Source organism: Comamonas endophytica, assembly GCF_023634805.2.
Taxonomy (GTDB): Bacteria; Pseudomonadota; Gammaproteobacteria; order Burkholderiales; family Burkholderiaceae_C; genus Comamonas; species Comamonas endophytica.
On the sequence record NZ_CP106881.1, the window covers coordinates 3,209,874 to 3,233,374 of the forward strand.

The 23,501-nt window shown below is 66.9% G+C and carries 20 protein-coding genes; 3 read left to right on the plus strand and 17 right to left on the minus strand.

Annotation, left to right across the window (positions count from 1 at the left end; genetic code table 11):
* The first annotated feature begins 11 nt into the window (after window positions 1–11).
* Complete coding sequence (locus M9799_RS14645; protein ID WP_255662775.1) at window positions 12–1,592, plus strand: DNA recombination protein RmuC; 1,581 nt, start codon at window positions 12–14, stop codon at window positions 1,590–1,592.
* Complete coding sequence (locus M9799_RS14650; protein WP_231044612.1) at window positions 1,589–2,788, plus strand: MFS transporter; 1,200 nt, start codon at window positions 1,589–1,591, stop codon at window positions 2,786–2,788. Before M9799_RS14645 ends, M9799_RS14650 begins: the two co-directional genes overlap by 4 nt.
* A gap of 161 nt (window positions 2,789–2,949) precedes the next feature.
* On the opposite strand, the gene M9799_RS14655 is transcribed toward M9799_RS14650, so the two are convergent.
* The 17 genes from M9799_RS14655 to gyrA form a co-directional block, all read right to left on the minus strand.
* Complete coding sequence (locus tag M9799_RS14655; protein WP_231044613.1) at window positions 2,950–3,825, minus strand: LOG family protein; 876 nt, start codon at window positions 3,823–3,825, stop codon at window positions 2,950–2,952.
* A gap of 145 nt (window positions 3,826–3,970) precedes the next feature.
* The gene (gene crcB, locus M9799_RS14660; protein ID WP_231044614.1) at window positions 3,971–4,354 is read right to left on the minus strand and encodes a fluoride efflux transporter CrcB; all 384 of its coding nucleotides are present in this window, start codon (window positions 4,352–4,354) and stop codon (window positions 3,971–3,973) included.
* Window positions 4,355–4,381: 27 nt separating this feature from the next.
* Window positions 4,382–4,783: a monovalent cation/H(+) antiporter subunit G gene (mnhG, locus tag M9799_RS14665; protein ID WP_231044615.1), complete on the minus strand. Its 402-nt coding sequence runs from the start codon at window positions 4,781–4,783 to the stop codon at window positions 4,382–4,384.
* Window positions 4,780–5,058: a K+/H+ antiporter subunit F gene (locus tag M9799_RS14670; protein ID WP_231044616.1), complete on the minus strand. Its 279-nt coding sequence runs from the start codon at window positions 5,056–5,058 to the stop codon at window positions 4,780–4,782. The genes mnhG and M9799_RS14670 overlap by 4 nt, the downstream gene beginning before the upstream one ends.
* Window positions 5,055–5,546 carry a Na+/H+ antiporter subunit E gene (locus M9799_RS14675; RefSeq protein ID WP_231044617.1) on the minus strand — a complete coding sequence of 164 codons (492 nt, stop codon included), beginning with the start codon at window positions 5,544–5,546 and terminating at the stop codon, window positions 5,055–5,057. The genes M9799_RS14670 and M9799_RS14675 overlap by 4 nt, the downstream gene beginning before the upstream one ends.
* On the minus strand, window positions 5,543–7,228 hold the full coding sequence (locus M9799_RS14680) for a monovalent cation/H+ antiporter subunit D (RefSeq protein WP_255662776.1): 1,686 nt from the start codon (window positions 7,226–7,228) through the stop codon (window positions 5,543–5,545). Before M9799_RS14680 ends, M9799_RS14675 begins: the two co-directional genes overlap by 4 nt.
* Entirely contained in the window at window positions 7,228–7,593 is a 366-nt protein-coding gene (locus M9799_RS14685; RefSeq protein WP_231044619.1) for a Na+/H+ antiporter subunit C, read from the minus strand. Before M9799_RS14685 ends, M9799_RS14680 begins: the two co-directional genes overlap by 1 nt.
* Complete coding sequence (locus M9799_RS14690) at window positions 7,593–10,517, minus strand: monovalent cation/H+ antiporter subunit A (RefSeq protein ID WP_231044620.1); 2,925 nt, start codon at window positions 10,515–10,517, stop codon at window positions 7,593–7,595. Before M9799_RS14690 ends, M9799_RS14685 begins: the two co-directional genes overlap by 1 nt.
* Before the next feature lie 230 nt (window positions 10,518–10,747).
* Entirely contained in the window at window positions 10,748–11,896 is a 1,149-nt protein-coding gene (gene lapB, locus M9799_RS14695; protein ID WP_231044621.1) for a lipopolysaccharide assembly protein LapB, read from the minus strand.
* Window positions 11,886–12,203, minus strand: coding sequence for a LapA family protein (locus M9799_RS14700; protein ID WP_231044622.1), 318 nt, complete (start codon window positions 12,201–12,203; stop codon window positions 11,886–11,888). The genes lapB and M9799_RS14700 overlap by 11 nt, the downstream gene beginning before the upstream one ends.
* Before the next feature lie 78 nt (window positions 12,204–12,281).
* Window positions 12,282–12,629, minus strand: coding sequence for an integration host factor subunit beta (locus M9799_RS14705; RefSeq protein ID WP_231044623.1), 348 nt, complete (start codon window positions 12,627–12,629; stop codon window positions 12,282–12,284).
* A 153-nt stretch (window positions 12,630–12,782) separates the two neighbouring features.
* Complete coding sequence (gene rpsA / locus M9799_RS14710) at window positions 12,783–14,468, minus strand: 30S ribosomal protein S1 (protein WP_231044624.1); 1,686 nt, start codon at window positions 14,466–14,468, stop codon at window positions 12,783–12,785.
* Window positions 14,469–14,620: 152 nt separating this feature from the next.
* Window positions 14,621–16,627, minus strand: a complete 2,007-nt coding sequence (locus M9799_RS14715) for a bifunctional 3-phosphoshikimate 1-carboxyvinyltransferase/cytidylate kinase (protein WP_231044625.1) — start codon at window positions 16,625–16,627, stop codon at window positions 14,621–14,623.
* Window positions 16,628–16,649: 22 nt separating this feature from the next.
* Entirely contained in the window at window positions 16,650–17,573 is a 924-nt protein-coding gene (locus M9799_RS14720) for a prephenate dehydrogenase (RefSeq protein WP_231044626.1), read from the minus strand.
* A gap of 39 nt (window positions 17,574–17,612) precedes the next feature.
* On the minus strand, window positions 17,613–18,713 hold the full coding sequence (gene pheA, locus M9799_RS14725) for a prephenate dehydratase (protein WP_231044627.1): 1,101 nt from the start codon (window positions 18,711–18,713) through the stop codon (window positions 17,613–17,615).
* Window positions 18,714–18,723: 10 nt separating this feature from the next.
* Window positions 18,724–19,833, minus strand: coding sequence for a 3-phosphoserine/phosphohydroxythreonine transaminase (gene serC, locus M9799_RS14730; RefSeq protein WP_231044628.1), 1,110 nt, complete (start codon window positions 19,831–19,833; stop codon window positions 18,724–18,726).
* Between the two features lie 90 nt (window positions 19,834–19,923).
* Complete coding sequence (gene gyrA / locus M9799_RS14735) at window positions 19,924–22,587, minus strand: DNA gyrase subunit A (RefSeq protein WP_231044629.1); 2,664 nt, start codon at window positions 22,585–22,587, stop codon at window positions 19,924–19,926.
* A 227-nt stretch (window positions 22,588–22,814) separates the two neighbouring features.
* Here gyrA and ompA point away from each other — a divergent pair, with 227 nt between their 5' ends.
* The gene (ompA, locus tag M9799_RS14740) at window positions 22,815–23,471 is read left to right on the plus strand and encodes an outer membrane protein OmpA (RefSeq protein ID WP_304505211.1); all 657 of its coding nucleotides are present in this window, start codon (window positions 22,815–22,817) and stop codon (window positions 23,469–23,471) included.
* Window positions 23,472–23,501: the final 30 nt, after the last annotated feature.

The window sequence follows — 23,501 nt, forward strand, 5'->3', positions numbered from 1 at the left end:
AATCCCTTGTCATGCTCGCAGCGCTTGCGCTGGTGGTGGTTTTGCAGATCGTGGCGCTGCTGCGCCGTCCGGGCGGGGACGCCGGCGGGGCGCAGGAGGACATCCTGGCGCAGCTGCAGGCCCTCGAGCGCAGCCTGCAGGCCACGCAGCTGGCCATTGCCAGGAATGACGGCGCACTGGAGAGCATGGGCCAGCAGCTGCGCGCCCAACTCGCCCAGGCACGCGCCGATGCCGATGCCACGCGCACCGCGTTGGGCGAGGCACTGTCGGGTTTCCGCCGCGAGCTCTCGGGCACGACGGCCGCGCTCACGGGCGAGAGCACGCGTTCGCGCCAGGCGCTGGCCGACAGCACCTCTTTGTTCGAGCAGCGCATCCAGCAGCGCTTCGAGGCGCTGTCCGAGGCCACGCGCGGCACGCTGGACTCGCTCAAGCGCGACGTGCAGAGCCAGCTGGCCGCCATGTCGACGGCGCTCAAGGACCAGCTCGAAGGCAACGGCCACCAGATTCGCCACCAGTTCGGCGTGCTGCAGGACGCGGTGACGCAGCAGCTCGGCGGCCTGGTGCAGGGCAGCCAGAGCAGCGCCGAGCAGCTGCGCGGCGCGCTCAACGAGCGGCTGGCGGCGATCCAGGCGGACAACTCGGCCAAGCTCGAGGAAATGCGCCGCACGGTCGATGAAAAGCTGCATGCGACGCTCGAGCAGCGCCTGGGCGAATCCTTCAAGCTGGTCAGCGACCGGCTGGAGCAGGTGCACAAGGGCCTGGGCGAGATGCAGACGCTGGCTGGCAGCGTGGGCGATCTCAAGCGCGTCATGACCAATGTGAAGTCGCGCGGCACCTGGGGCGAAATGCAGCTGGGCGCGATCATCGACAACGTGCTCACGCCGGCGCAGTACGCGCGCAACGTGAAGACGGTGCCAGGCAGCGACGAGCTGGTCGAGTTCGCGATCCGCCTGCCGGGCCAGGCCGAGGACCAGCCGGTGTGGCTGCCCATCGATGCCAAGTATCCGGTCGAGCATTACCAGCGGCTCATGGATGCCCATGACGCGGCCGACCGGGCGCTGATGCAAAGCGCGGGCCTGGCCTTCGAGAGCTCGATCAAGTTCGAGGCGAAGAAGATCTACGCCAAGTATGTGGCGCCGCCGCACACCACCGACTTTGCCGTGCTGTACCTGCCCACCGAGGGCCTGTTCGCCGAGGTCATGCGCCGCCCGGGCCTGGTGGAAGCGATACAGAACGACTGCCGCGTGATGATCACCGGGCCGGCCAATCTCGCGGCCATGCTCAACAGCCTGCAGATGGGCTTCAAGACGCTGGCCATCGAGCGGCGCTCCTCGGAAGTCTGGGGGCTGCTGGGCGCGGTCAAGACCGAGTTCGCCAAGTTTGGCGAGGTGGTCGCGGCGACCAAGAAATCCATTGATGCCGCGGCGCGCAAGTTCGACGAGGTTGGCGTGCGCACGCGCGCCATCGAGCGCCGGCTGCGCGACGTGCAGGAGCTGCCCGCACCCGTGGCGACGACCGTGGCGGTGCTGGCGCTGCCCGATGCGGACGATGCGGAAGATACCGAAGCCGGCCAGTTGGGCGGCGCGCAATGACCGGGGCGCTGTTCAAGGTCATCCTGTCGCAGGTCGCGGTGCATGCCACGATGGCCGGGGTGCGGCTGGCCGCGCCGCTGCTGGCGCTCAAGCAGGGCTACAGCGCGGCGTCGGTCGGCGTGCTGCTGGCGCTGTTCGCGCTGACCCAGGTGTTCCTGGCGCTGCCCGCGGGCCGCTTTGCCGACCGCCATGGCCTGCGCCGGCCGTTCTTCATCGGCATGCTGATGGCCAGCACCGGCTGCGCGGCGGCCATGCTGCTGCCCACTTTTCCCATGATGTGCTTTGCGGCGCTGTGCACCGGTGGCGGCTCCGGCATCGTCGTGATCGCGGTGCAGCGCCACGTGGGCCGTGCCACGCACGAGCCGGCGCAGCTCAAGAAGCTGTTCAGCTGGCTGGCCATCGGCCCGGCCATTGCCAATTTCATCGGCCCGTTCTTCGCGGGTCTGCTGATCGACCACGCGACATTTGGCGACGACCCGGTGTCGGGGTATCGCGTGGCCTTCGGGCTCATGGCGCTGAGCCCGGTCCTGGCCTGGCTTTGGGTGCGCACGACGCGCGAGACGCCGCCGGCACCGCGCCTGCCCGAGCACGGCGGTCAGCGCGCTTGGGATCTGCTCAACGACCCGACGTTCCGTACCGTGCTGATCGTCAACTGGCTGCAGTCGGCCAGCTGGGACGTGCATACCTTCGTGCTGCCGCTGCTGGGCCACGAGCGCGGCATGAGCGCCTCGGTCATCGGCACGCTGCTGGGCCTGTTTGCCGTGGCCGCCACCGTGGTGCGCCTGCTGATGCCGCTGATTTCCGACCGGCTGCGCGAAGGCGCGGTCATTGCCGGCGCGATGGCGGCCACGGCCTGCCTGTTCATGGTCTACCCGTTCACGCAAAGCGCGCTGACCATGGGCATCTGCTCGGTGCTGCTGGGCTTCTCGCTGGGCTCGGTGCAGCCGATGGTGATGAGCATGCTGCACCAGATCACGCCGCAGCACCGCCAGGGCGAGGCGCTGGGACTGCGGCTGATGGTGATCAACGCCTCGAGCGTCGCCATGCCGATGCTGTTCGGCGCGGCCGGCGGGGTGATCGGCATCTCGGCGCTGTTCTGGAGCGTCGGGGTGGCGGTGAGCTGCGGGGTGAAGGCGGCCTGGGGGATACGGGTGCCGGAGGAGGGGGAGGAGAGGATGCAGCAGTTGCCGCGGTGAGCATTGCGTGCGGATTTCGAAGGCCGGCCCTTCACCCTTCGACGGGCTCAGGGCGAACGGCTTGAATTCCAGCCGTCACCGTTCGTCCCGAGCCTGTCGAAGGATGAGCGTCCCCGTTCCAAACGCAGAGCTTGGATCCCAAGACTGACGGCTCCAAGGCCTCAGGTCTTTTCCCCGATCTCATAGTACTTCTTGATGATCATATAAGCCTCCGCCGGATCGTCCGTGTAATGGAACAGCCCCAGATCCTTGGCCGAGATCGTGCCTTCCTCGATCAGCAGATCGAAGTTGATCAGCTTCTTCCAGAACTCGCTGCCGAACAGGATCACCGGCACCGGCCGGCTCTTGCTGGTCTGCACCAAGGTCAGCACCTCGAACAGCTCGTCCAGCGTGCCGAAGCCGCCGGGAAAGGCCACCAGTGCCTTGGCGCGCATCACGAAGTGCATCTTGCGCAGCGCGAAGTAGTGGAACTTGAAGCTCAGGTCGGGCGTGATGAAGCGGTTGCCGTTTTGCTCATGGGGCAGGGCGATGTTCAGGCCGATGTTGTCCACGCCCACATCGTGCGCGCCGCGGTTGGCGGCTTCCATGATGCCCGGGCCGCCGCCGGTGCAGATGTACAGTCGCTCCTGCGGTGCCTGCTTGAGGCTGTCGGTGGCGACGATGCGTGCGAACTGGCGCGCCTGGTCGTAGCGCTGGGCGTTGCGCACCGCCTGCTGCGCCTTGAGAATCAGCGCCACGTCGCCGCTGGCCTGCGCCGCCTCCAGCTGGCTGGCAGCCTGCTCGGGGTCGACGAAGCGCGCACTGCCATAGACCACGACGGTGTGTTCTATGCCGTGCGCGCGCTGCGCCACGTCGGGCTTGAGCAGCTCGAGCTGCATGCGGATGCCGCGGGTTTCGCGCCGGAACATGAATTCCGGGTCGGCAAAGGCCAGCCGGTAAGAGTTGGGTTGCAAGACCGCGCCATTGTGCGCCTGGTCATGCAACTGGGTCCAGGAATCGGCAAGATCGGTCTCGGAAAGTGGATTGGAAATTTGCATAGAGCCTCGTACAGGGTAATGGCGCATTGGCGCCGAACGCCACGATCCAAAACGCAGCGCGCATGCCGTGCACCGTGCGCCGGCCGCTGCTGCTGAATCCACTATACGCTCACAAAGTCATAGCTTTTGGCTAGGCGCGCGGCAATCACAGCGCGCGCGGCCACAGCGCCTGCACGCTGGCCATGCCGGCGACGGTCATCGCCAGCGAGCCCAGCAGGTGCAGGCCCGTCCAGCCCAGTGCCGTGGCATAGCGCTGCTGCTGCAGCAGGCCGATGACTTCGGCCGAGAAGCTGGAAAAAGTGGTCAGGGCGCCCAGAAACCCGGTGACCAGCGCCAGCCGCCAGACCGGGTCGAGCTGCGGCAGCGCCTCGAAGGCGGCAACGCACACGCCCACCAGATACCCGCCCACCAGGTTCGCCGCCAGCGTGCCCCAGGGCAGGGAGTGCGCCGCGCTGAGCCACAGGCCCAGGCGCCAGCGCGCAAGCGCGCCCAGGCAGGCACCGGCACAGATCGCAAAGACAGGCAGCATGGGCGAAATGGGCACTGGGCCGCTTGCTCAGTAGCGGTTGCCTCCGTGCTCGGCGTCGTCGTGCGCTGCGGGCTCGCTCGAGACCACGCGGCTCACGGCCGGCGGCACGTTCTGCCCGTTGCGGCGCGCGCGGAACAGCGCCGCACGCATCAGGAAGATGGTCGTGATCGGCACGGTGACCGCAATGAACATGGCGATCAGCAGGCCGTGCAGCGTCAGGCGCTGTTCCAGCATCGAGAAGAACAGGATGGTGGCATGCATGATGAACCAGCAGCCCAGCGTGGCGATGATCGAGGGCGAATGCACGCGCTCGAAGTAGCTTTGCAGCCGCACCAGGCCCAGCGCGCCGAGCAGCGCGATGAAGGCGCCGGCCACCACCAGCACGCCGACCACGGCCTGGGCCCACAGGGGAATGATGCCTTCGGTCATTCGATGACCTCCCCGCGCAGCAGGAACTTGGCCATCGCCGTGGAGCTCACGCAGCCGAACAGCGCGATCAGCAGCGCTGCCTCGAAGTAGTCGGTGCTGCTGTACATGATGCCCAGCACCAGCATGGCCAGCATGCCGATCATGTACATGCAGTCGAGCGCCAGCACGCGGTCCTGGGCCGCAGGGCCCTTGAGCAGGCGGTAGAGCGCGCAGGCCATGGCCAGCACGAGCAGGAACAGCGCCAGCGTCAGCGCCCAGACGAAATAGGGGCTCATTCGAAGATCTCCATCAGCGGGCGCTCGTAGCGGGTCTTGATGTGGTTGATCAGGACTTGCGGGTCGCCGACTTCCAGTGCGTGCAGCAGCAGCATCGAGCGGTCGCGCGACAGCTCGGCCCACGAGGTGCCGGGGGTGATGCAGACGATCATCGCCAGCACCGCCAGCGCGTTCGGGTCGCGCAGCTCGAGCGGGATGTGCACGAAGGCCGGGCCGTGCCTGCGGTAAGACTTGACCAGCAGGAAGCGCACCACCATGAGGTTCGATACCGAGGTATCGATACCCACCGTGAGGGCCAGGCGCAGGATGGTCAGCGGGCGGCGGATGCGCACCGGCAGCGGCCGCAGCCCGCGCAGCAGCACCGGCAGCACCAGCCCCAGGATCGCGCCCAGCAGCAGGTGGCCGGCGCTGACCGAATGGTTGAGCAGCAGCCACAGCAGGAACAGCGCCACCGACAGCAGCGGCGCGGGCAGGATGCGTTTGATCATGGCTGCTCCTTCGCGGGGATGGGGTTGGGCACGGGCGCCTGCGTGAGCACGCCATGGATATAGGTGCCCGGCGAGTGCAGCGCATCGGCCGCGTGCTGCATGTAGCGCAGTACCGGGCCGGCCTGCACCGCCATGACGATGCAGCACAGCAGCAGCACGGCAATGGGCACGCCCTCCGCCACGCGCAGCTGCGGCGTGTTGCGGTCGTGGCTGGCCCAGAAATGGCGCATGCCGACGCGGATCAGCGCAATGGTCGCCACCAGCCCGGTGGCGATCAGCAGCGCCACCAGGGCCCAGCCCCAGAAGCCCGGCACATGGCCCGCGGAGGTGCCCACGCCCATCGGGTTGAGGACGGCGTTGAGCATCGCCACCTTGCCGACGAATCCAGACAGCGGCGGCAGACCGGTGATGACCAGCGTGCAGACCAGGAACGCCAGGCCGAGGAAGGCGGCAGCGGCGGGAATGACGCGGCCGATGAGCACTTCCTCATCCTCGTCGAGGTTCAGGCCGGCCGTGGGCACCAGCTCGGCGTTGAGGAACGGCGCCTCGTCGTCTTCATAGGGCGCGGTGCGCGCGCCCGCGTTGCGCCAGCGGTCGAGCAGGTCGGCCAGCAGGAACAGCGCCGCCAGCGCCAGCGTCGAGCTCGGCAGGTAGTAGAGCAGGCCGGCCGTCAGCAGGTTCTGGCCGAAGCCCGCGGCCGCCAGCAGCGTTCCCGAGGACAGGATCGCGGCATAGCCGGCCATGTTGGTGAGGCGCTGCGAACCCAGCATGCCCATGGCCGCGAAGACCATGGTCAGCATGCCGCCGCAGATCAGCCAGGTGCTGCCGAACAGCGCCGATTCGCCGGCCTGGGTGCTGAACATCAGCGTCCACAGCCGCAGCACCGTGTACACGCCCAGCTTGGTCATCAGCGCGAACAGCGCGCCTACCGGCGCGGTGGCGGCGCTGTAGGCCGGCACCAGCCAGAAGTTCAGCGGCCACATCGCCGCCTTGATCAGGAAGGCCATCGCCAGGATGCTGGCCGCGGCATGCAGCAGGCCGCGGTCGGCGCCATCGACATGCGGGATCGCGCTCGCCAGATCGGCCATGTTCAGCGTGCCGGTGATGCCGTAGAGCATGGACACGCCGATCAGGAACAGCGACGACGCCGCCAGGTTGATGGCGATGTAATGCAGCCCCGACTGGATGCGCGCGCGGCCCGAGCCATGCAGCAGCAGGCCGTAGGAGGCCGCCAGCGTGATCTCGAAGAACACGAACAGGTTGAACAGGTCGGCGGTGAGGAAGGCGCCCGCCAGCCCCATCAGCTGGAACTGGAACAGCGGGTGGAAATGCACGCCCGCGCGGTGCCAGCGCACGGCGGCAAACACGATCGACGCCAGCGCCACGACGCTGGTGGTCACCAGCATCAGCGCCGTCAGGCGGTCGAGAGCCAGCGAGATGCCGAAGGGCGCGGGCCAGTTGCCGGGCTGGTAGACGCCCATGGTCACGGGCGCGCCGGCCTGATCCGTCCACATCAGCAGCGCGATGGCGATCAGCAATCCCGCCAGCGTGGACAGGATGTTGAGGGTCAGCTTCAGGCGCTGCTGCTCCTCGCGCATCAGCAGCATCAGCGCCGAGGTCAGCATGGGCAGCACGATGGGTGCCAGCATCAGGTGCGGCATGAGCAGGGAGATGAAGTCCATCACGGCATCTCCTGCACATCACGCGAATGCACTCCATCCACATGGTCGTTGCCGGCCGTGCCGCGCGAGGCCAGCAGCACCACCAGGAACAGCGCCGTCATGGCAAAGCCGATGACGATGGCCGTGAGCACCAGGGCCTGGGGCATGGGATCGGCGTAGTTCACCAGGTCCGTCGGGATGCCCGCGCGCAGCACCGGTTCCTTGTCGATGGCCAGTCCCTGGCGGCCCATGCTGAAGATGAAGAGGTTGACGGCATAGGCCATCAGCGACAGCCCCATGATGACCTGGTAGGTCCGCGGGCGCAGCAGCAGCCAGACACCCGAGCCGGTCAGCACGCCAATGGCGAGAGCAAGCACGATTTCCATCAGTGGGCCCCCGCGTTGTCTTCGTCATCGAGCAGGCGCGCGTGGTAGCGGTGGCCGCGTACGGATTGGTGGGCAATCGCCGTCAGTATCAACATCGTGGAACCTACGACCAGCGTGAACACGCCCAGGTCGAAGAAAGTGGCGCTGGCCAGGTGGATCTCGCCGACCAATGGCAGGCTGGCGTGGAAGCTGTGGCTGGTCATGAAGGGGAAGCCGACGACGATCGAGCCGAAGCCCGTGAGCAGTGCGAACAGCAGGCCGGCGGCGATCCAGCGGCGCGGGTAGAGCGCGAAGTGGGCTTCGACCCACTGCGTGCCGGAGATGATGTATTGCAGCAGCAGTGCCACCGAGAACACCAGGCCGGCAACGAAGCCGCCGCCCGGTTCGTTGTGGCCGCGCATGAACAGATAGACCGCGACCAGCGTGGCGAAGGGCAGCAGCAGCCGCACCAGCACGGCCGGCACCATCAGGTAGCCCACGGCGGTGTCGCTGGCGTGGCGCGGGTTGAGCAGGTCGGTCTGCAGGTCGCCTGGAACGAAGCGCTGCTGCTCGGGAAGGTCCATGGTCTCGCGCGCCGGGCGGAAGCGCCGCAGCAGCGCGTAGACCGTCAGCGCCACGATGCCCAGCACCACGATCTCGCCGAAGGTGTCGAAGCCGCGGAAGTCGACCAGCATGACGTTGACCACATTGGTGCCGCCGCCGCCGCTGAGCGCGTTCTCCAGGAAGAAGGTCGAGGTGCTGTCGTGGAAGGGGCGGCTCATCATGGCGAAGGCCAGCCAGGCCATGCCGCCGCCCGCGCCCAGGGCCAGGGCGAAGTCGCGCAGCCGGCGGGCGCGCGCGCGGTACTGGGTGGACAGCGCCGGAATGCGCATGTTCTTGTCGCGCTTGGGCAGCCAGCGCAGGCCCAGCATGATCAGCACCGTGGTCACGATCTCCACCACCAGCTGGGTCAGTGCCAGGTCGGGCGCCGAGAACCACAGGAAGGTGATGCACACGCAGATGCCGCTGACGCTGATCATGATCAGCGCCGCCATCCGGTGGAATTTGGCCTTCCAGGCAGCGGCCAACGCGCAGGTGCCGCCCATGATCCACAGCAGCACGAAGGCCGGCGACAGCGGCAGCGTGCCGCGGTCCCCCAGTTCGAGGTCGCCGCTCCACAGCGGCAGGACGCCCGCAGCCAGCGCAAGGCACACCAGCCACAGCATCTGCCACTGCAGCCGCATGGTACTCAGCCAGCGCCGCCCGACGCGGGCGCCGCGCTGCGCCAGCGCCAGCGTGCAGTCGAAGAAGCGCCGGCCGTCGAAGTGGCGCAGGAGCGGCGCGGTTTCCACATGCCCGGCCCGGCGCAGCCAGCGCAGCAGGCAGTGGATGGCGATGCCGCCCAGCAGCGCCAGCACGCTCATGATCAGCGGCGCGTTCACGCCATGCCAGACCGCCAGACTGAAGGAGGGCAGGGCGCCGCCCACCACGGGCGCGGCCGCGGCGCGCAGGAAGTCGCCCATGGCCCAGGCCGGCAGGGTGCCGACCACCAGGCAGGCCAGCACCAGCAGCTCCACGGGCACGCGCATCCAGTGCGGCGGCTCGTGGGGGGTCAGCGGCAGGTCGGTGGCCGGCGGGCCGAAGAACACGTCGGCCGTGAAGCGCAGCGAATAGGCCACGCTGAACATGCCGGCCAGCGTCGCCGCCACGGGCAGCCAGGAGCGCACCCAGGGCGCGGCATCGAGATAGACGGTCTCGGCAAAGAACATTTCCTTGGACAGGAAGCCGTTGAGCAGCGGCACCCCGGCCATGGCCGCGCTGGCCACCATGGCGAGCGTGGCCGTCACCGGTATCATGCTGCGCAGGCCCGACAGGCGGCGGATGTCGCGCGTGCCGCTTTCATGGTCGACGATACCCACCGCCATGAACAGCGAGGCCTTGAAGGTCGCGTGGTTCATGATGTGGAACACCGCGGCCACGGCGGCCAGCGGGCTGTTGAGGCCCAGCAGCAGCGTGATCAGGCCCAGGTGCGAGATGGTGGAGTAGGCCAGCAGCGCCTTGAGGTCGTTCTGGAACATGGCCAGGTAGCCGCCCAGCAGCAGCGTGCACAGGCCCGCGCCGCCGACCAGCCAGAACCAGGCCTCGGTGTCGCCCAGCACCGGCCACATGCGCGCCAGCAGGAACACGCCGGCCTTGACCATGGTTGCCGAATGCAGATAGGCCGACACCGGCGTGGGCGCGGCCATCGCGTGCGGCAGCCAGAAGTGGAACGGGAACTGCGCGCTTTTCGTGAGCGCGCCCAGCAGGATCAGCACCAGCGCCGTCAGGTAGAGATGGTGGTCGCGGATCTGCTCGCCCGCGGCCAGGATGTGGTCCAGGTCATAGCTGCCGACGATATGGCCCAACACCAGCATGCCGGCCAGCATGCATAGCCCGCCCGCGCCGGTCACCGTGAGCGCCATGCGCGCGCCCTGGCGCGCGTCCTTGCGGTGGTGCCAATAGCCGATCAGCAGGAAGGAAAACAGGCTGGTGAGCTCCCAGAAGAAGGCCAGCTGGATCACGTTGCCCGAGAGCACCACGCCCATCATGGCGCCCATGAAGGCCAGGAAGAAGGCAAAGAAGCGCGGCACCGGATCGGCCGCGGACATGTAGTAGCGCGCGTAGAGCACCACCAGCGAGCCGATGCCCAGCACCAGCATGCAGAACATCCAGGCGAAACCGTCCATGCGCACGATCAGATTGATGCCCAGCGCCGGTATCCACTCGATCTCCTGGCGCAGCACGCCGCCGTCGGTGACCTCCGGGAACAGCAAGGCCACCTGGATGGCGCAACCCAGCGCAATCAGACCGGCCAGCGTGGACTCGGTATTGCGGGCATTGGTCGGCAATACGGCAGCCAGCAGGCTGCCGAGAAAAGGCAAAATAATGAGGAAGATCAAGGGCATGTGCGTGCCATTTTAGGGGCAAGCTGCGTGATTTCGCTATGAAAATCTGAGCATGTTTTCAATTCGTGCCATGGCGCAGATAGAAAAATGCCGCCTGGGCGCTGGCGGCTTCGGCGGCAGGGCGGCAGGAAGGTCGCTGGCCCATGGCGCAAGCATCCCCTGGTGGCTTTTCCGCACCGCAGGGTCCGGGACCGTGATCCGACCGGACGCCTGAGCGCGGACTGGTCCGTTCAAAGCTCTTCCACACGCCGCGCCGGATAGCTGTCCCAGCTCTGGCAGCCCGGGCAATGCCAGAAATGCTGGCGCGCCTCGAAACCGCAGGCCGCGCAGCGATAGCGCGTCAACGGCTTGCTGGCATGCTCGAGCGCGCGCTGCAGCGCCGGATGGTGCTGCTCCTGTGCGAAGGGCTCGTCGGCCAGCCAGCGGGTGGCGGCCACCAGCGAAGGCTCCTTGTCCAGATGCGCGACATAGCGTTCACGCCCTGGTGCGCCGGGGTGGGCGGCATCGAGCGCCACCAGCGCCTGCAGCAGATCCAGCGAAGGCAGGCGCTCGTATTGGGCTTCGAGCCATGGCCGGATCTGCGCGTCGCCCAGCACCTGGGCCAGCTCGGGCAGCAGCGCCGCGGCCAGCGGCAGCGCGCCGGGGCTTTTCTCGGCCATCCCCTGCAGGGTGCTCCAGGCCTGTTCACTGTGGCCCAGGCGGTGCTGCAGCCGCGCCAGATCGACCTGCGGCCGCCCGGCGCTGGGCGCCAGCACCAGCGCCTGCTGGTACTGCGCAACCGCCTCTTCGAGCTTGCCGGTGGCGGCCAGCACGTCGGCGCCTTCGCACAGGTAGTGCGCCAGGCGCACGCTGAAATCGCCCTGCCGGGCGGTCTGCATGCGGTGGGCGATGTCGCTGGCCTGTTTCCAGTCGCGCGAACGCTCGTAGATGGCCAGCAGGGCCAGCCGCGCCTCGGCTTCGAAGCTGGTGCCTTCGAGGCGGCGCAGCGCGTCCTCGGCGCGGTCGAGCAGGCCGGCTTTCAGAAAGTCCAGCGCCAGCGCATGCTGCGCGCGGTCACGGTCCGGGCGGCTCAGGTCGCCGCGCGAGAGCAGATGCTCGTGCACGCGCACCGCGCGGTTGTATTCGCCGCGGCGCCGGAACAGGTTGCCCAGCGCGAAATGCAGCTCCGAGGTGTCAGGGTCGTTCTGCACCGCCTCGATGAAGGCATCGATGGCCTTGTCCTGCTGCTCGTTGAGCAGGAAATTGAGGCCCTTGAAATAGGCTTTGGGGGCGCTGCGGCTTTCCGCGCGCATCTGCCGGGCATCGAAGCGCGAGGCCAGCCAGCCCAGCACGAAGGCCAGCGGAAAGCCCAGCAGGATCCAGCTCAGATCAAATTCCATGGAGGTCGTGCGGCGGCAGAGCAGGGGTTGCGGGTGCCGCATCGGCGGCGGGTGCTGCGGCCGGGGCCGCCGGCGCCGGTTGCGCCGCACGCTGCGCGGCGCTGCGGTGCTTGAGCCAGCGCGGCACCATGCCCAGCACGCCTGCCACCAGGCCGGCCGCGAAGGCCGTCAGCACGACCAGCACCAGCGGTGCGGTCCATTGGGTGCCGAAAAAGAAGTGGACGGTGGCGTTTTGCTGGTTGTTCAGCGCAAAGGCAAACAGCGTAAAAAAAATGGCCGCCTTGAGCAGCCACAGGATGTATTTCATGCGACCCCTTTGTGATGGCCTGATTCTATAGGCCTTGGTCCACTCCGGGGACGTACCGCGGGCCTCAGGCAGGGGCTCTCAGGACCGTGGGTCGTTGCGCAGTGCATGCGCGGCCAGCAGGGCCTGGGCGCCGCCCAGCTCTGCGGTGCGCTGGTCCACGGCTTCGCGCAGCGCCTTGCCGGGCTTGAAGTGGGGCACGCGCTTTTGCGGAATGTGCACGGCTTCGCCGCTGCGCGGGTTGCGGCCCATGCGCGCGAGGCGGTGGTTGATGGAAAAGCTGCCAAAGCCGCGGATTTCAATGCGCTGCCCGCGCACCAGGGCATCGCCCACCGCATCCAGGATGGTCTTGACAGCGAGCTCGGCGTCGCGTTGCGTCAGTTGGCCGAAACGGGCGGCCAGTTCTTCGACGAGATCAGAGCGGGTCATCGAAAGCAAATCCAGTGAAAACCGGCTGACCGGTTTGAAAGAAAAAAGCGGCGGGCGCCTGAGCACCCGCCGCATTCAAGCCAAACGGCCGGAAGGGTTCACGCTGCCTGCAGATCCAGGATCTGCAGGTGGCATTTGCCGCTTCCAGGCGCTTTACTTGTCGGAGTTGTCCAGCTTGGCGCGCAGCAGGGCGCCCAGGCTGGTCGTGCCGGCGCTCTCGCGCGACGACTGGGCCGACAGCGAAGCCATGGCTTCCTGTTGTTCGGCCATGTCCTTTTGCTTGATCGACAGCTGGATGTTGCGGGTCTTGCGATCCACGTTCAGCACCACGGCCGTGACTTCGTCGCCTTCCTTGAGCACCGAGCGGGCATCTTCCACGCGGTCGCGCGAGATTTCCGAGACGCGCAGGTAACCCAGGATGTCGTCGCCGAGGTCGATTTCAGCGCCGCGGGCGTCCACGGTCTTGACCTTGCCGGTCACGATCTGGCCCTTGTCGTTGACAGTGGCGAAGGTCGTGAAGGGGTCGCTGTCCAGCTGCTTGATGCCCAGGCTGATGCGTTCGCGTTCCACGTCCACGGCCAGCACGATGGCTTCGACTTCCTGGCCCTTCTTGTAGTTGCGAACCGCGGCTTCGCCGGTTTCGTTCCACGAGAGGTCGGACAGGTGCACCAGGCCGTCGATACCGGCAGCCAGGCCCACGAACACGCCGAAGTCGGTGATCGACTTGATCGGGCCCTTGACGCGGTCGCCGCGCTTGGTGTTCTGCGCGAATTCCTGCCATGGGTTGGCCTTGCACTGCTTCATGCCCAGGGAGATGCGACGCTTGTCTTCGTCGATTTCCAGAACCATGACTTCGACTTCGTCGCCCAGCGACACCAGCTTCGAAGGCGCAATGTTCTTGTTGGTCCAGTCCATTTCGGAGACGTGCACCAGGCCTTCGATGCCGGGTTCCAGTTCCACGAACGCGCCGTAGTCGGCGATGTTCGTGACCTTGCCGAACAGGCGGGTGCCCGAAGGATAGCGGCGCGAAACGCCCATCCAGGGATCGTCGCCCATTTGCTTCAGGCCCAGGGACACGCGGTTCTTCTCGGTGTCGAACTTCAGGATCTTGGCCGTGATTTCCTGGCCAGCCGTCACCACTTCCGAGGGGTGACGCACGCGGCGCCATGCCATGTCGGTGATGTGCAGCAGGCCGTCGATGCCGCCCAGGTCCACGAACGCACCGTATTCGGTGATGTTCTTGACCACGCCCTGGACGATGGCGCCTTCCTTCAGCGTCTCCATCAGCTTGGCGCGCTCTTCGCCCATCGAGGCTTCCACCACGGCGCGGCGGCTCAGCACCACGTTGTTGCGCTTGCGGTCGAGCTTGATGACCTTGAATTCCAGGGTCTTGTTTTCGTAAGGCGTCAGATCCTTGATCGGACGCGTGTCGATCAGCGAACCGGGCAGGAATGCGCGGATGCCGTTGACCAGAACCGTGAGGCCGCCCTTGACCTTGCCCGAAGTGGTGCCGGTCACGAACTCGCCCGATTCCAGGGCCTTTTCCAGGGCCAGCCAGGAGGCCAGGCGCTTGGCGGTGTCGCGCGACAGGATCGTGTCGCCGTAGCCGTTTTCGATGGAGCCAATGGCCACCGAGACGAAGTCACCCACTTGGACTTCGACTTCGCCCTGATCGTTCTTGAATTCGTCGAGGGGCACGTAGGCTTCGGACTTCAGGCCGGCGTTCACGACCACGAAGTTGTGCTCGACGCGCACGACTTCAGCGGTGATGACTTCGCCAGGACGCATTTCCGTGCGTTGCAACGATTCTTCAAACAGGGCGGCAAAAGATTCAGACATGTATTTCCTTGGCCGCAGGCAGGTTTCCGGGGGCACGATTGCCAACGTTTTTAGGACTGCTTGCGGAGGTTGCGGGCAAAACCCGCGGGCTATAGTTCAATAACCCTCATGCCAATCGCTAGCCAGGGCGAAAAGCGGCAGAGGGACCGGCTTCAACCCACGAAGGGTTGTCGCTCCTGCCACCATTGCAGCACCTGCTCGACCACCTGTTCGATGGAGAGTTCGGAGCCGTCTAGCAGCAGGGCGTCTGGTGCCGGCTTGAGAGGGGCGACGCTGCGCGACATGTCGCGCGCATCCCGGGCTTCAAGGTCAGCACGAAGCGCGGTGATGTTAGCTGAAATTCCTTTGGAAATCAACTGTTTATGCCTTCTGGCAGCACGGCATTCGGCCGATGCGATCAAATAGACCTTCAGCGGCGCCGTGGGAAAGATCACCGTGCCCATGTCGCGGCCGTCGGCCACCAGCCCTGGCAGGCGCTGGAAATCCAGCTGCAGCGCGACCAGCGCCTCGCGCACCGCAGGCAGCGCCGAGACGCGCGAGGCATCCATGCCGGCGGCCTCGCTGCGGATCGCCTGGCCGATGTCCTCGTCGCCCAGCAGGATCTGCTGCGCAGGCGTGAAGCGGATCGGCAGCCGGTGCACCAGCGCGGCGATCTCCGCTTCGTGCGCAGGATCGATTTCAATGCCGGCGCGGCGCGCAGCCAGCCCGGCGATGCGGTAGAGCGCGCCCGAGTCGAGAATGCCATAGCCCAGGCGGTGCGCGACTTCGGCGGCAATCGTGCCCTTGCCCGAAGCCGTGGGGCCGTCGATGCAGATCACGGGAATGCGCTCGCGCGGCGTCTCGCAGACCGAGAACAGCGCCTCGAAATAATCCGGGAAGGTCTTGGCCACGCACTTCGGGTCCTCGATGCGCACCGGCAGCTGCCGCGGATTGAACGCGGCCAGCGAGAAGCACATCGCGACGCGGTGGTCGTCATAGGTGTGGATGCTGGCGGCGCGCCAGTCGGCGGGCTGGGCCGGCCGCGTGACGCGCAGGTAATCCGCGCCTTCCTCTATGCTCGCGCCGAGCTTGCGCAGCTCGCAGGCCATGGCGGCGATGCGGTCGGTTTCCTTGACGCGCCAGCTGGCGATGTTGCGCAGCGTGGTCGTGCCCTCGGCATACAGCGCCATGACGGCCAACGTCATCGCGGCATCGGGGATGTGGTTGCAGTCGAGGTCGATGGCCTGCAGCGGCCAGCGCCCGCGCCGCACCTGCAGCCAGTTCGGGCCGCTCTCCACCTCGGCGCCCATGGCCTGCGCGGCCTCGACGAAGCGGATGTCGCCCTGGATGGACTGCGCGCCCACGCCCAGGATGCGCACGCCCGGGCCCGCGGCGATCGCGCCCAGCGCGATGAAGTAGCTGGCCGAGGAGGCGTCGGCCTCGACATGGATCTCGCCCGGAGAGCGGTAGCGGCTGCCCGCAGGAATCGTGAAACGCTGCCAGTTGTCGTTGCGCACCGCGATGCCGAAGCGCGCCAGCAGCTCCAGCGTGATGTGGATATAGGGCTTGGAGATCAGCTCGCCCACCACTTCGATGGTGATGTCCTGCTGCGCCGCACGCAGCGGCAGCGCCATCAGCAACGAAGTGAGGAACTGGCTGGAGACATCGCCGCGCACCTGGATCGGCGCCTGGGCCGCGGCGAACTCGGCGGCCGGCTTGATGCGCAATGGCGGGTAGCCTTCATTGCCCAGATAGCCGACGTCGCAACCCAGTTGGCGCAGTGCATCGACCAGATCGCCGATCGGGCGCTCGTGCATGCGCGCGATGCCGCTGAGCGTGAACTCACCGCCCAGCAGCGCCAGCGCCGCGGTGAGCGGGCGCATGGCGGTGCCGGCATTGCCCAGGAACAGTTCTGCCGCCGTGCCGGCGGGCAGGGCACCGGCAATGCCGGTGATGCGCAGGCTCGCGCCGCTGCGCTCGAGCCTGCAGCCGATCTGCTCCAGGGCCGTCAGCATCACGCGCGTGTCGTCCGAGTCCAGCAGGTCGTGCACGGCCGTGGTGCCCTCGCTGAGCGCGGCCAGCAGCAGCACGCGGTTGGAGATGCTCTTGGAGCCGGGCAGGCGCACTTCGCCTGCGGCCGCGGCCAGCGCGGGAATGTCGAGGAATTCGGTCTGGAACATGGCGCCTTTTCAGCGTGCGGGCTCAGGCGCCCTGTAAATCGGAAGAAGTGGCGGGCGCGGCGGTGCGCGGGGCGCCCATGCGCGGGGCGCCCATGCGCCAGCCGGCGCGCGCGGTGCTGGCCCGCGTGATCTGCTCCTGCAGCCCCGGGCCGTCGCCGGCATGCACCAGCGCTTCGAGTTGGTCCAGTGCTTCGCGGAACTGCCGCGCCTGCGCCAGTACCTGCTCGCGGTTCGCCAGCAGGATGTCGCGCCAGATCTGCGGGTTGCCGGCGGCAATGCGCGTGAAGTCGCGAAAGCCCGGGCCGGCCAGCGCCAGCGTGGCATCGGCGTCCGGCTGGGCCAGCACGCTTTGCATCATCGCAAAAGCCAATAGATGGGGCAGGTGGCTCACGGTCGCCAGCGTCGCGTCATGCGCCTCGGGCGTCATGCCGTGCACCTGGCAGCCCAGCGCCTGCCAGATGCGGCGCGCCTGCTCGAGCAGCGCGTCGTGTGTGTGCTCGGTGGGCGTGAGCACCACATGGCTGCCCGTGTAAAGGCCGGCCTCGGCATGCTCGACGCCCGCGACCTCCTTGCCGGTGATCGGATGCGCGGGAACGAAGGAGCCGATGCGGTCGCCCAGACCCGCGCGCGCGGCCTGCACCACGTCGGCCTTGGTCGAGCCCACGTCCATGATCAGCATGCCGGGCGTGACCAGATGCCGGATCGATGCCAGCGTGGCTTCGGTCGCGGCCACCGGCACGGCCAGCAGCACCAGATCCGAGCCCTGCACGGCCTGCAGCGCGGAAGATGCCTCGGCATCGATCACGCCCAGCGCGAGCGCGCGTTCGGTGGTCGAGGGCGACTTGCTGTAGCCGACCACGCGCCCGACCAGGCCGGCCTTCTTCAGCGCCAGCGCAAACGACCCGCCCATCAGGCCGCAGCCGATGAGCCCCAATTGTTCAAACATCCACAGACTCCGGCGGCAACGAGGAAGCAGGCATGGTCATCATGCCGGCGTGGGGTAGGCGCCCAGCACCTTGTAGAACGCGCACAGGCGCTGCAGTTCCTCCAGCGCCTTGGCCACATGCGGCTGCGAAGGGTGGCCGGCGAGATCGATGTAGAAGTAGTACTCCCACTGGCCGGTGCGCGCCGGGCGCGACTCGAAGCGCGTCATCGACACGCCGTGGGTCTTGAGCGGCACCAGCAGGTCGTGCACGGCGCCGGGGCGGTTGGGCACGGAGATGATCAGGCTGGTCGAGTCCTTGCCCGTCGCCTGCGGCATGGCGAGGGTCTGTGGCAGGCAGATGACGGCGAAGCGCGTGCGGTTGTAGGCTTCGTCCTGGATCGCATGGGCCACGGTGTGCAGGCCGAACTGCTGCGCCGCGCGCTCCCCGGCAATGCCGGCCCAGTTCGGGTGGAGCGAGGCCAGGCGCGCGCCTTCGGCGTTGCTGTCGACCGGGCGGCGCTCGGCGTGCGGCAGGTGCTTGGACAACCAGCCCTGGCACTGCGCCAGCGCCTGCGGATGCGCGGCCACGACCTCGATGTCCTGCACCGAATTGCTCAGGCGCAGCAGGTTGTGGCGGATCAGCAGGCTGACCTCGCCGACCACATGGCAGGGCGTGTGCAGGAACATGTCCAGCGAGCGCGTGACCACGCCTTCGGTCGAGTTCTCCACGCCGACCACGCCGTACTGGGCGCTGCCAGCGGCCGTGGCATGGAACACCTCGTCGAAATTCGCGCAGTACATCAGGTCGGCAGCGCCGCCGAAGTAGTCGATGGCCGCCTGCTCGCAGAAGGTGCCGGCCGGGCCAAGCACCGCCACGCGCTGGGGCGACTCGAGCGCCAGGCAGGCCGACATGATCTCGCGCCAGATGGCCGAGACATGGTTGGCGCGCAGCGGGCCGGGGTTGGCGGCCTCGATCTTCTGGATGACCTGGGCCACGCGGTCGGGCCGGAAAAAGGGCGTGCCCTCGCGTTTCTTGAGCTCACCGACCTGCTCGGCGACGCGCGCGCGCTGGTTGACCAGCGCCAGCAGCTGCTGGTCGAGGCTGTCGATCTGCTGGCGCAGGTCGGCGAGATCGGGCGAGGCTTGGGGGTTGATCGTCACTGCTTGTCTCTCAGGCGTGTTGTTGTTCGAAGGCGTGCATGTAGTCGACCAGCGCCTGCACGCCGGCCAGCGGCATGGCGTTGTAGATGCTCGCGCGCATGCCGCCCACCGACTTGTGGCCCTTGAGCTGCAGCAGGCCGCGCTCCTTGGCGCCGGCCAGGAAAGCGTCGTTGAGGGCCTCGTTGCGCAGTTGGAACGGGATGTTCATGCGCGAGCGGCAGTTGGGCGCGACCTTGTTCACGTACAGCTGCGACTGGTCGATGCTGCGGTACAGCAGTTCGGCCTTGGCGATGTTGCGCTGCTCGATGGCGGCAATGCCGGTGAGCTCGCCCTCGCGCTGGCGCTTGAGCCACTGGAAGGTGAGGCCGGCCATGTAGATGCCCCAGGTCGGCGGGGTGTTGAACATCGACTGGTTGTCGGCCACGATCTTGTAGTCGAAGGCGCTGGGGCAGACGGGCAGGGCGTGGCCGATCAGGTCCTCGCGCACGATGACGATGGTCAGCCCCGCCGGGCCGATGTTCTTCTGCGCGCCGGCGAAGGCCAAGCCCACGCGGCTCCAGTCGATGGCGCGCGAGGCCACGTGCGAGGAGCAGTCGATGACCAGCGGCGCGTCGCTGCCCAGCGCCTTCAGGTCGGGCAGTTCGTGGAATTCGACGCCGTGGATGGTCTCGTTGCTGCAGATGTGCAGGTAGCTGGCGCCGCGGCTGAGCTCCCAGCTCGACGCCGGGGCGATGCTGGTGAACTGCGATTCCTCGCCGCTGGCCGCCACATGCACCTGCGACGCATATTTGCGCGCTTCCTTGAGCGACTTCTGGCTCCAGCTGCCGGTGAGCACGAAATCCACCGTGCCGGCGTGCGACAGGTTCAGCGGCACGATGGCGTTCTCGCCCAGGCCGCCGCCCTGCATGAACAGGATCTTGAAGTGCGCGGGCACGGCCAGCAGTTCGCGCAGGTCGGCCTCGGCCTGCTCGTAGATCGACACGAACTCCTTGCCGCGGTGGCTCATCTCCATGACGCCCATGCCGCTGCCGTGCCAGTCGAGCATTTCGGCCGCGGCCTGCTCCAGGACTTCGGCGGGAATGGCCGCGGGGCCGGCGGAAAAGTTGTACGGACGGTTCATGGTGTCTACGGGCGGGGTTCAGCCGCGCATTTTGCGGAGTATGAAACAGGCACGCCGGCATTGCCGGCGTGTTCGGGAAGGGGCCCGGGATCAGGCCTGGGGCATCGCGCCATCATCCGCCACGGGGGCGTCTGCGGGTTCGGCTTCGTCGGCCACTGCCTGTGCATCGTTTTCGGCGATGCGCTGCAGGCCGCTGAGCTTGGCGCCGTCGTCCAGCGCGATCAGCGTCACGCCCTGGGTGGCGCGGCCGAGCTCGCGGATCTCGGCGACGCGGGTGCGCACCAGCACGCCCTTGTCGGTGATCAGCATGATCTCGTCATCGGCGCGCACCAGCGTGGCGGCGACGACCTTGCCGTTGCGCTCGGACTGCTGGATGGCGATCATGCCCTTGGTGCCGCGGCCGTGGCGCGTGTATTCCGCAATGCTCGTGCGCTTGCCGTAGCCGTTCTCGGTGGCGGTGAGCACGCTCTGCGGGTTGCTGTCCGAATCCTCGGCGACCAGCATGGCGATGACGCTCTGGCCGTCTTCCAGGGTCATGCCGCGCACGCCGCGGGCCTGGCGGCCCAGCGGGCGCACGTCGTTCTCGTCGAAGCGCACGGCCTTGCCGCCGTCGCTGAACAGCATGACGTCATGCGCGCCGTCAGTGAGCGAAGCGCCGATCAGATAGTCGCCGTCGTCGAGGTTGACGGCGATGATGCCGGCCTTGCGCGGGTTGCTGAACTCGTTGAGCGCGGTCTTCTTGACGGTGCCCATGCTGGTGGCCATGAACACGTAGCGGTCTTCGGGGAAGCTGCGCATCTCGCCGGTGAGTGCCAGCACCACGTTGATCTTCTCGCCTTCCTGCAGCGGGAACATGTTGACGATGGGGCGGCCGCGCGAGCCGCGCGAGCCGGCGGGCACTTCCCAGACCTTGAGCCAGTACAGGCGGCCGCGGTTGGAGAAGCACAGCAGGTAGTCGTGCGTGTTGGCGATGAACAGCTGGTCGATCCAGTCGTCGTCCTTGGTCGCCGTGGCCTGCTTGCCGCGGCCACCGCGCTTCTGGGCGCGGTACTCGGACAGCGGCTGGCTCTTGATATAGCCGGTGTGGCTCAGTGTGACCACCATGTCGGTGGGCGTGATCAGGTCTTCGGTCGACAGGTCCTGCGCGCTGTACTCGACGCTGCTGCGGCGCGCGCCGATCTTGCTCTGGCCGAACTCGGCCTTGAGCGCCGTGAGCTCCTCGCCGATGATGACGGACACGCGCGCGGGCTTGGCCAGGATGTCGAGCAGGTCCTCGATCATCGCCATGACGTCCTTGTACTCGGCAACGATCTTGTCCTGCTCCAGGCCGGTGAGGCGCTGCAGGCGCATCTGCAGGATTTCCTGCGTCTGCGTTTCGGACAGGCGGTACTTGCCGTCCTGACCCAGGCCGAATTCGGCTTCCAGGTTCTCGGGACGGTAGTCGTCGGCGCTGACCAGGCCGCCGTCTTCGCGCGTGCGGGTGAGCATCTCGCGCACCAGCTTGCTGTCCCACGAGCGCGACATCAGCTCGGCCTTGGCGACGGGCGGCGTGGGCGCGTTGCGGATGATGGCGATGAATTCGTCGATGTTGGCCAGCGCCACGGCCAGGCCTTCGAGCACATGGCCGCGGTCGCGCGCCTTGCGCAGCTCGAACACCGTGCGTCGGGTGATGACCTCGCGGCGGTGCTGCAGGAAGACCTCGATCAGTTCACGCAGGTTGCACAGGCGCGGCTGACCGTCGATCAGCGCCACCATGTTCATGCCGAAGGTGTCCTGCAGCTGGGTCTGCTTGTACAGGTTGTTGAGCACGACCTCGGGCACTTCGCCGCGCTTGAGCTCGATGACCAGGCGCATGCCGGACTTGTCCGATTCGTCCTGGATGTGGCTGATGCCCTCGATCTTCTTCTCGTGGACCAGCTCGGCCATGCGCTCCTGCAGCGTCTTCTTGTTGACCTGGTAGGGCAGCTCGTCGACGATGATCGCCTGGCGCTGGCCGCGGTCGATGTCCTCGAAGTGGCACTTGGCGCGCATGACGACGCGGCCGCGGCCGGTGCGGTAGCCGTCCTTCACGCCATTGATGCCGTAGATGATGCCCGCGGTGGGGAAGTCGGGCGCGGGCACGATCTCCATCAGCTCGTCGATGCTGGCGTCGGGGTTCTGCAGCATGTGCAGGCAGGCATCCACGACCTCGTTGAGGTTGTGCGGCGGAATGTTGGTGGCCATACCCACGGCAATGCCGGAGGAGCCGTTGACCAGCAGGTTGGGCAGGCGGCTGGGCAGCACCAGCGGCTCGCGTTCGCTGCCGTCGTAGTTGGGGCCGAAATCGACGGTTTCCTTGTCGATGTCGGCAATCATTTCATGGGCGATCTTCGCCAGGCGGATTTCGGTGTAGCGCATGGCCGCGGCGCTGTCGCCATCGACCGAGCCGAAATTGCCCTGGCCATCGACCAGCATGTGGCGCAGGGAGAAGTCCTGGGCCATGCGCACGATGGTGTCATATACCGCGGAATCGCCGTGCGGGTGGTATTTACCGATCACATCACCGACGATACGTGCCGACTTCTTGTAGGGCCGATTCCAATCATTGTTGAGTTCGTGCATCGCATAGAGCACGCGCCGGTGCACCGGCTTGAGGCCATCGCGAGCATCGGGCAGCGCGCGGCCCACGATCACGCTCATGGCGTAATCGAGATAACTGCGACGCATCTCCTCCTCTAGGCTGATGGGCAGAGTTTCTTTGGCAAACTGGGTCATGGACTGCGACTTTGACGGCAAGGGAGGCCCATTTTAGAGTCATTGGGCTGTAGTTGCTGCGCAACATATCCCGGGAATTCGGCTTTTGTCGCGCCGACCCCACCGCCGAGCCCGCCTCATTCGCCTGTTACGTATGGCACAATCATTTCCAACGTTCTTGGTGATGGCCACTAATGACGTCCACAGATTCGCAGCGCTGCTGTGACTTTTTCCCCAAGAGGAGAACCATGAAGAAACTGAACAAAGTAGCGATGTTGTTTGCCTGCGCTGCCATGGCTACGGCCGCTGGCGCCCAAGTCAAGGCTGCCAACGGCGGCAACGTGATCGACAACTGGCAAAACGGCTCCAGCGAGCTGGTCTGGAAGAACGGCACGAACGAACTGTGCTGGCGCGATGCCAACTGGACCCCCGCAACGGCTGCTGCCAACTGCGACGGCGCCCTGCAGCCTCCCGCACCCGCACCTGTGGTCGCTCCCGCACCCGCACCTGCACCAGCACCCGCACCCGCTCCCGCACCTGCAGTGGCTTCCAAGGTCACCTACGCTGCCGACGCGTTCTTCGACTTCGACAAGTCCGTCCTGAAGCCTGCCGGCAAGGAAAAGCTGGACGACCTGGTCTCCAAGGTCAAGGGCGTGAACCTGGAAGTCATCATTGCCGTGGGTCACACCGACTCCATCGGTACCGATGCCTACAACCAGCGTCTGTCGGTCCGCCGTTCGGAAGCCGTGAAGGCATATCTGGTGTCCAAGGGCATCGAACGCAACCGCGTCTACACTGAAGGCAAGGGCGAGAAGCAACCCGTGGCCGACAACCGCACGGCCGAAGGCCGCGCGAAGAACCGCCGCGTGGAAATCGAAGTGGTGGGCACCCGCGCCGCCCAGTAATCTCCGGATTACTTCGGAAAAAGCCCCGGA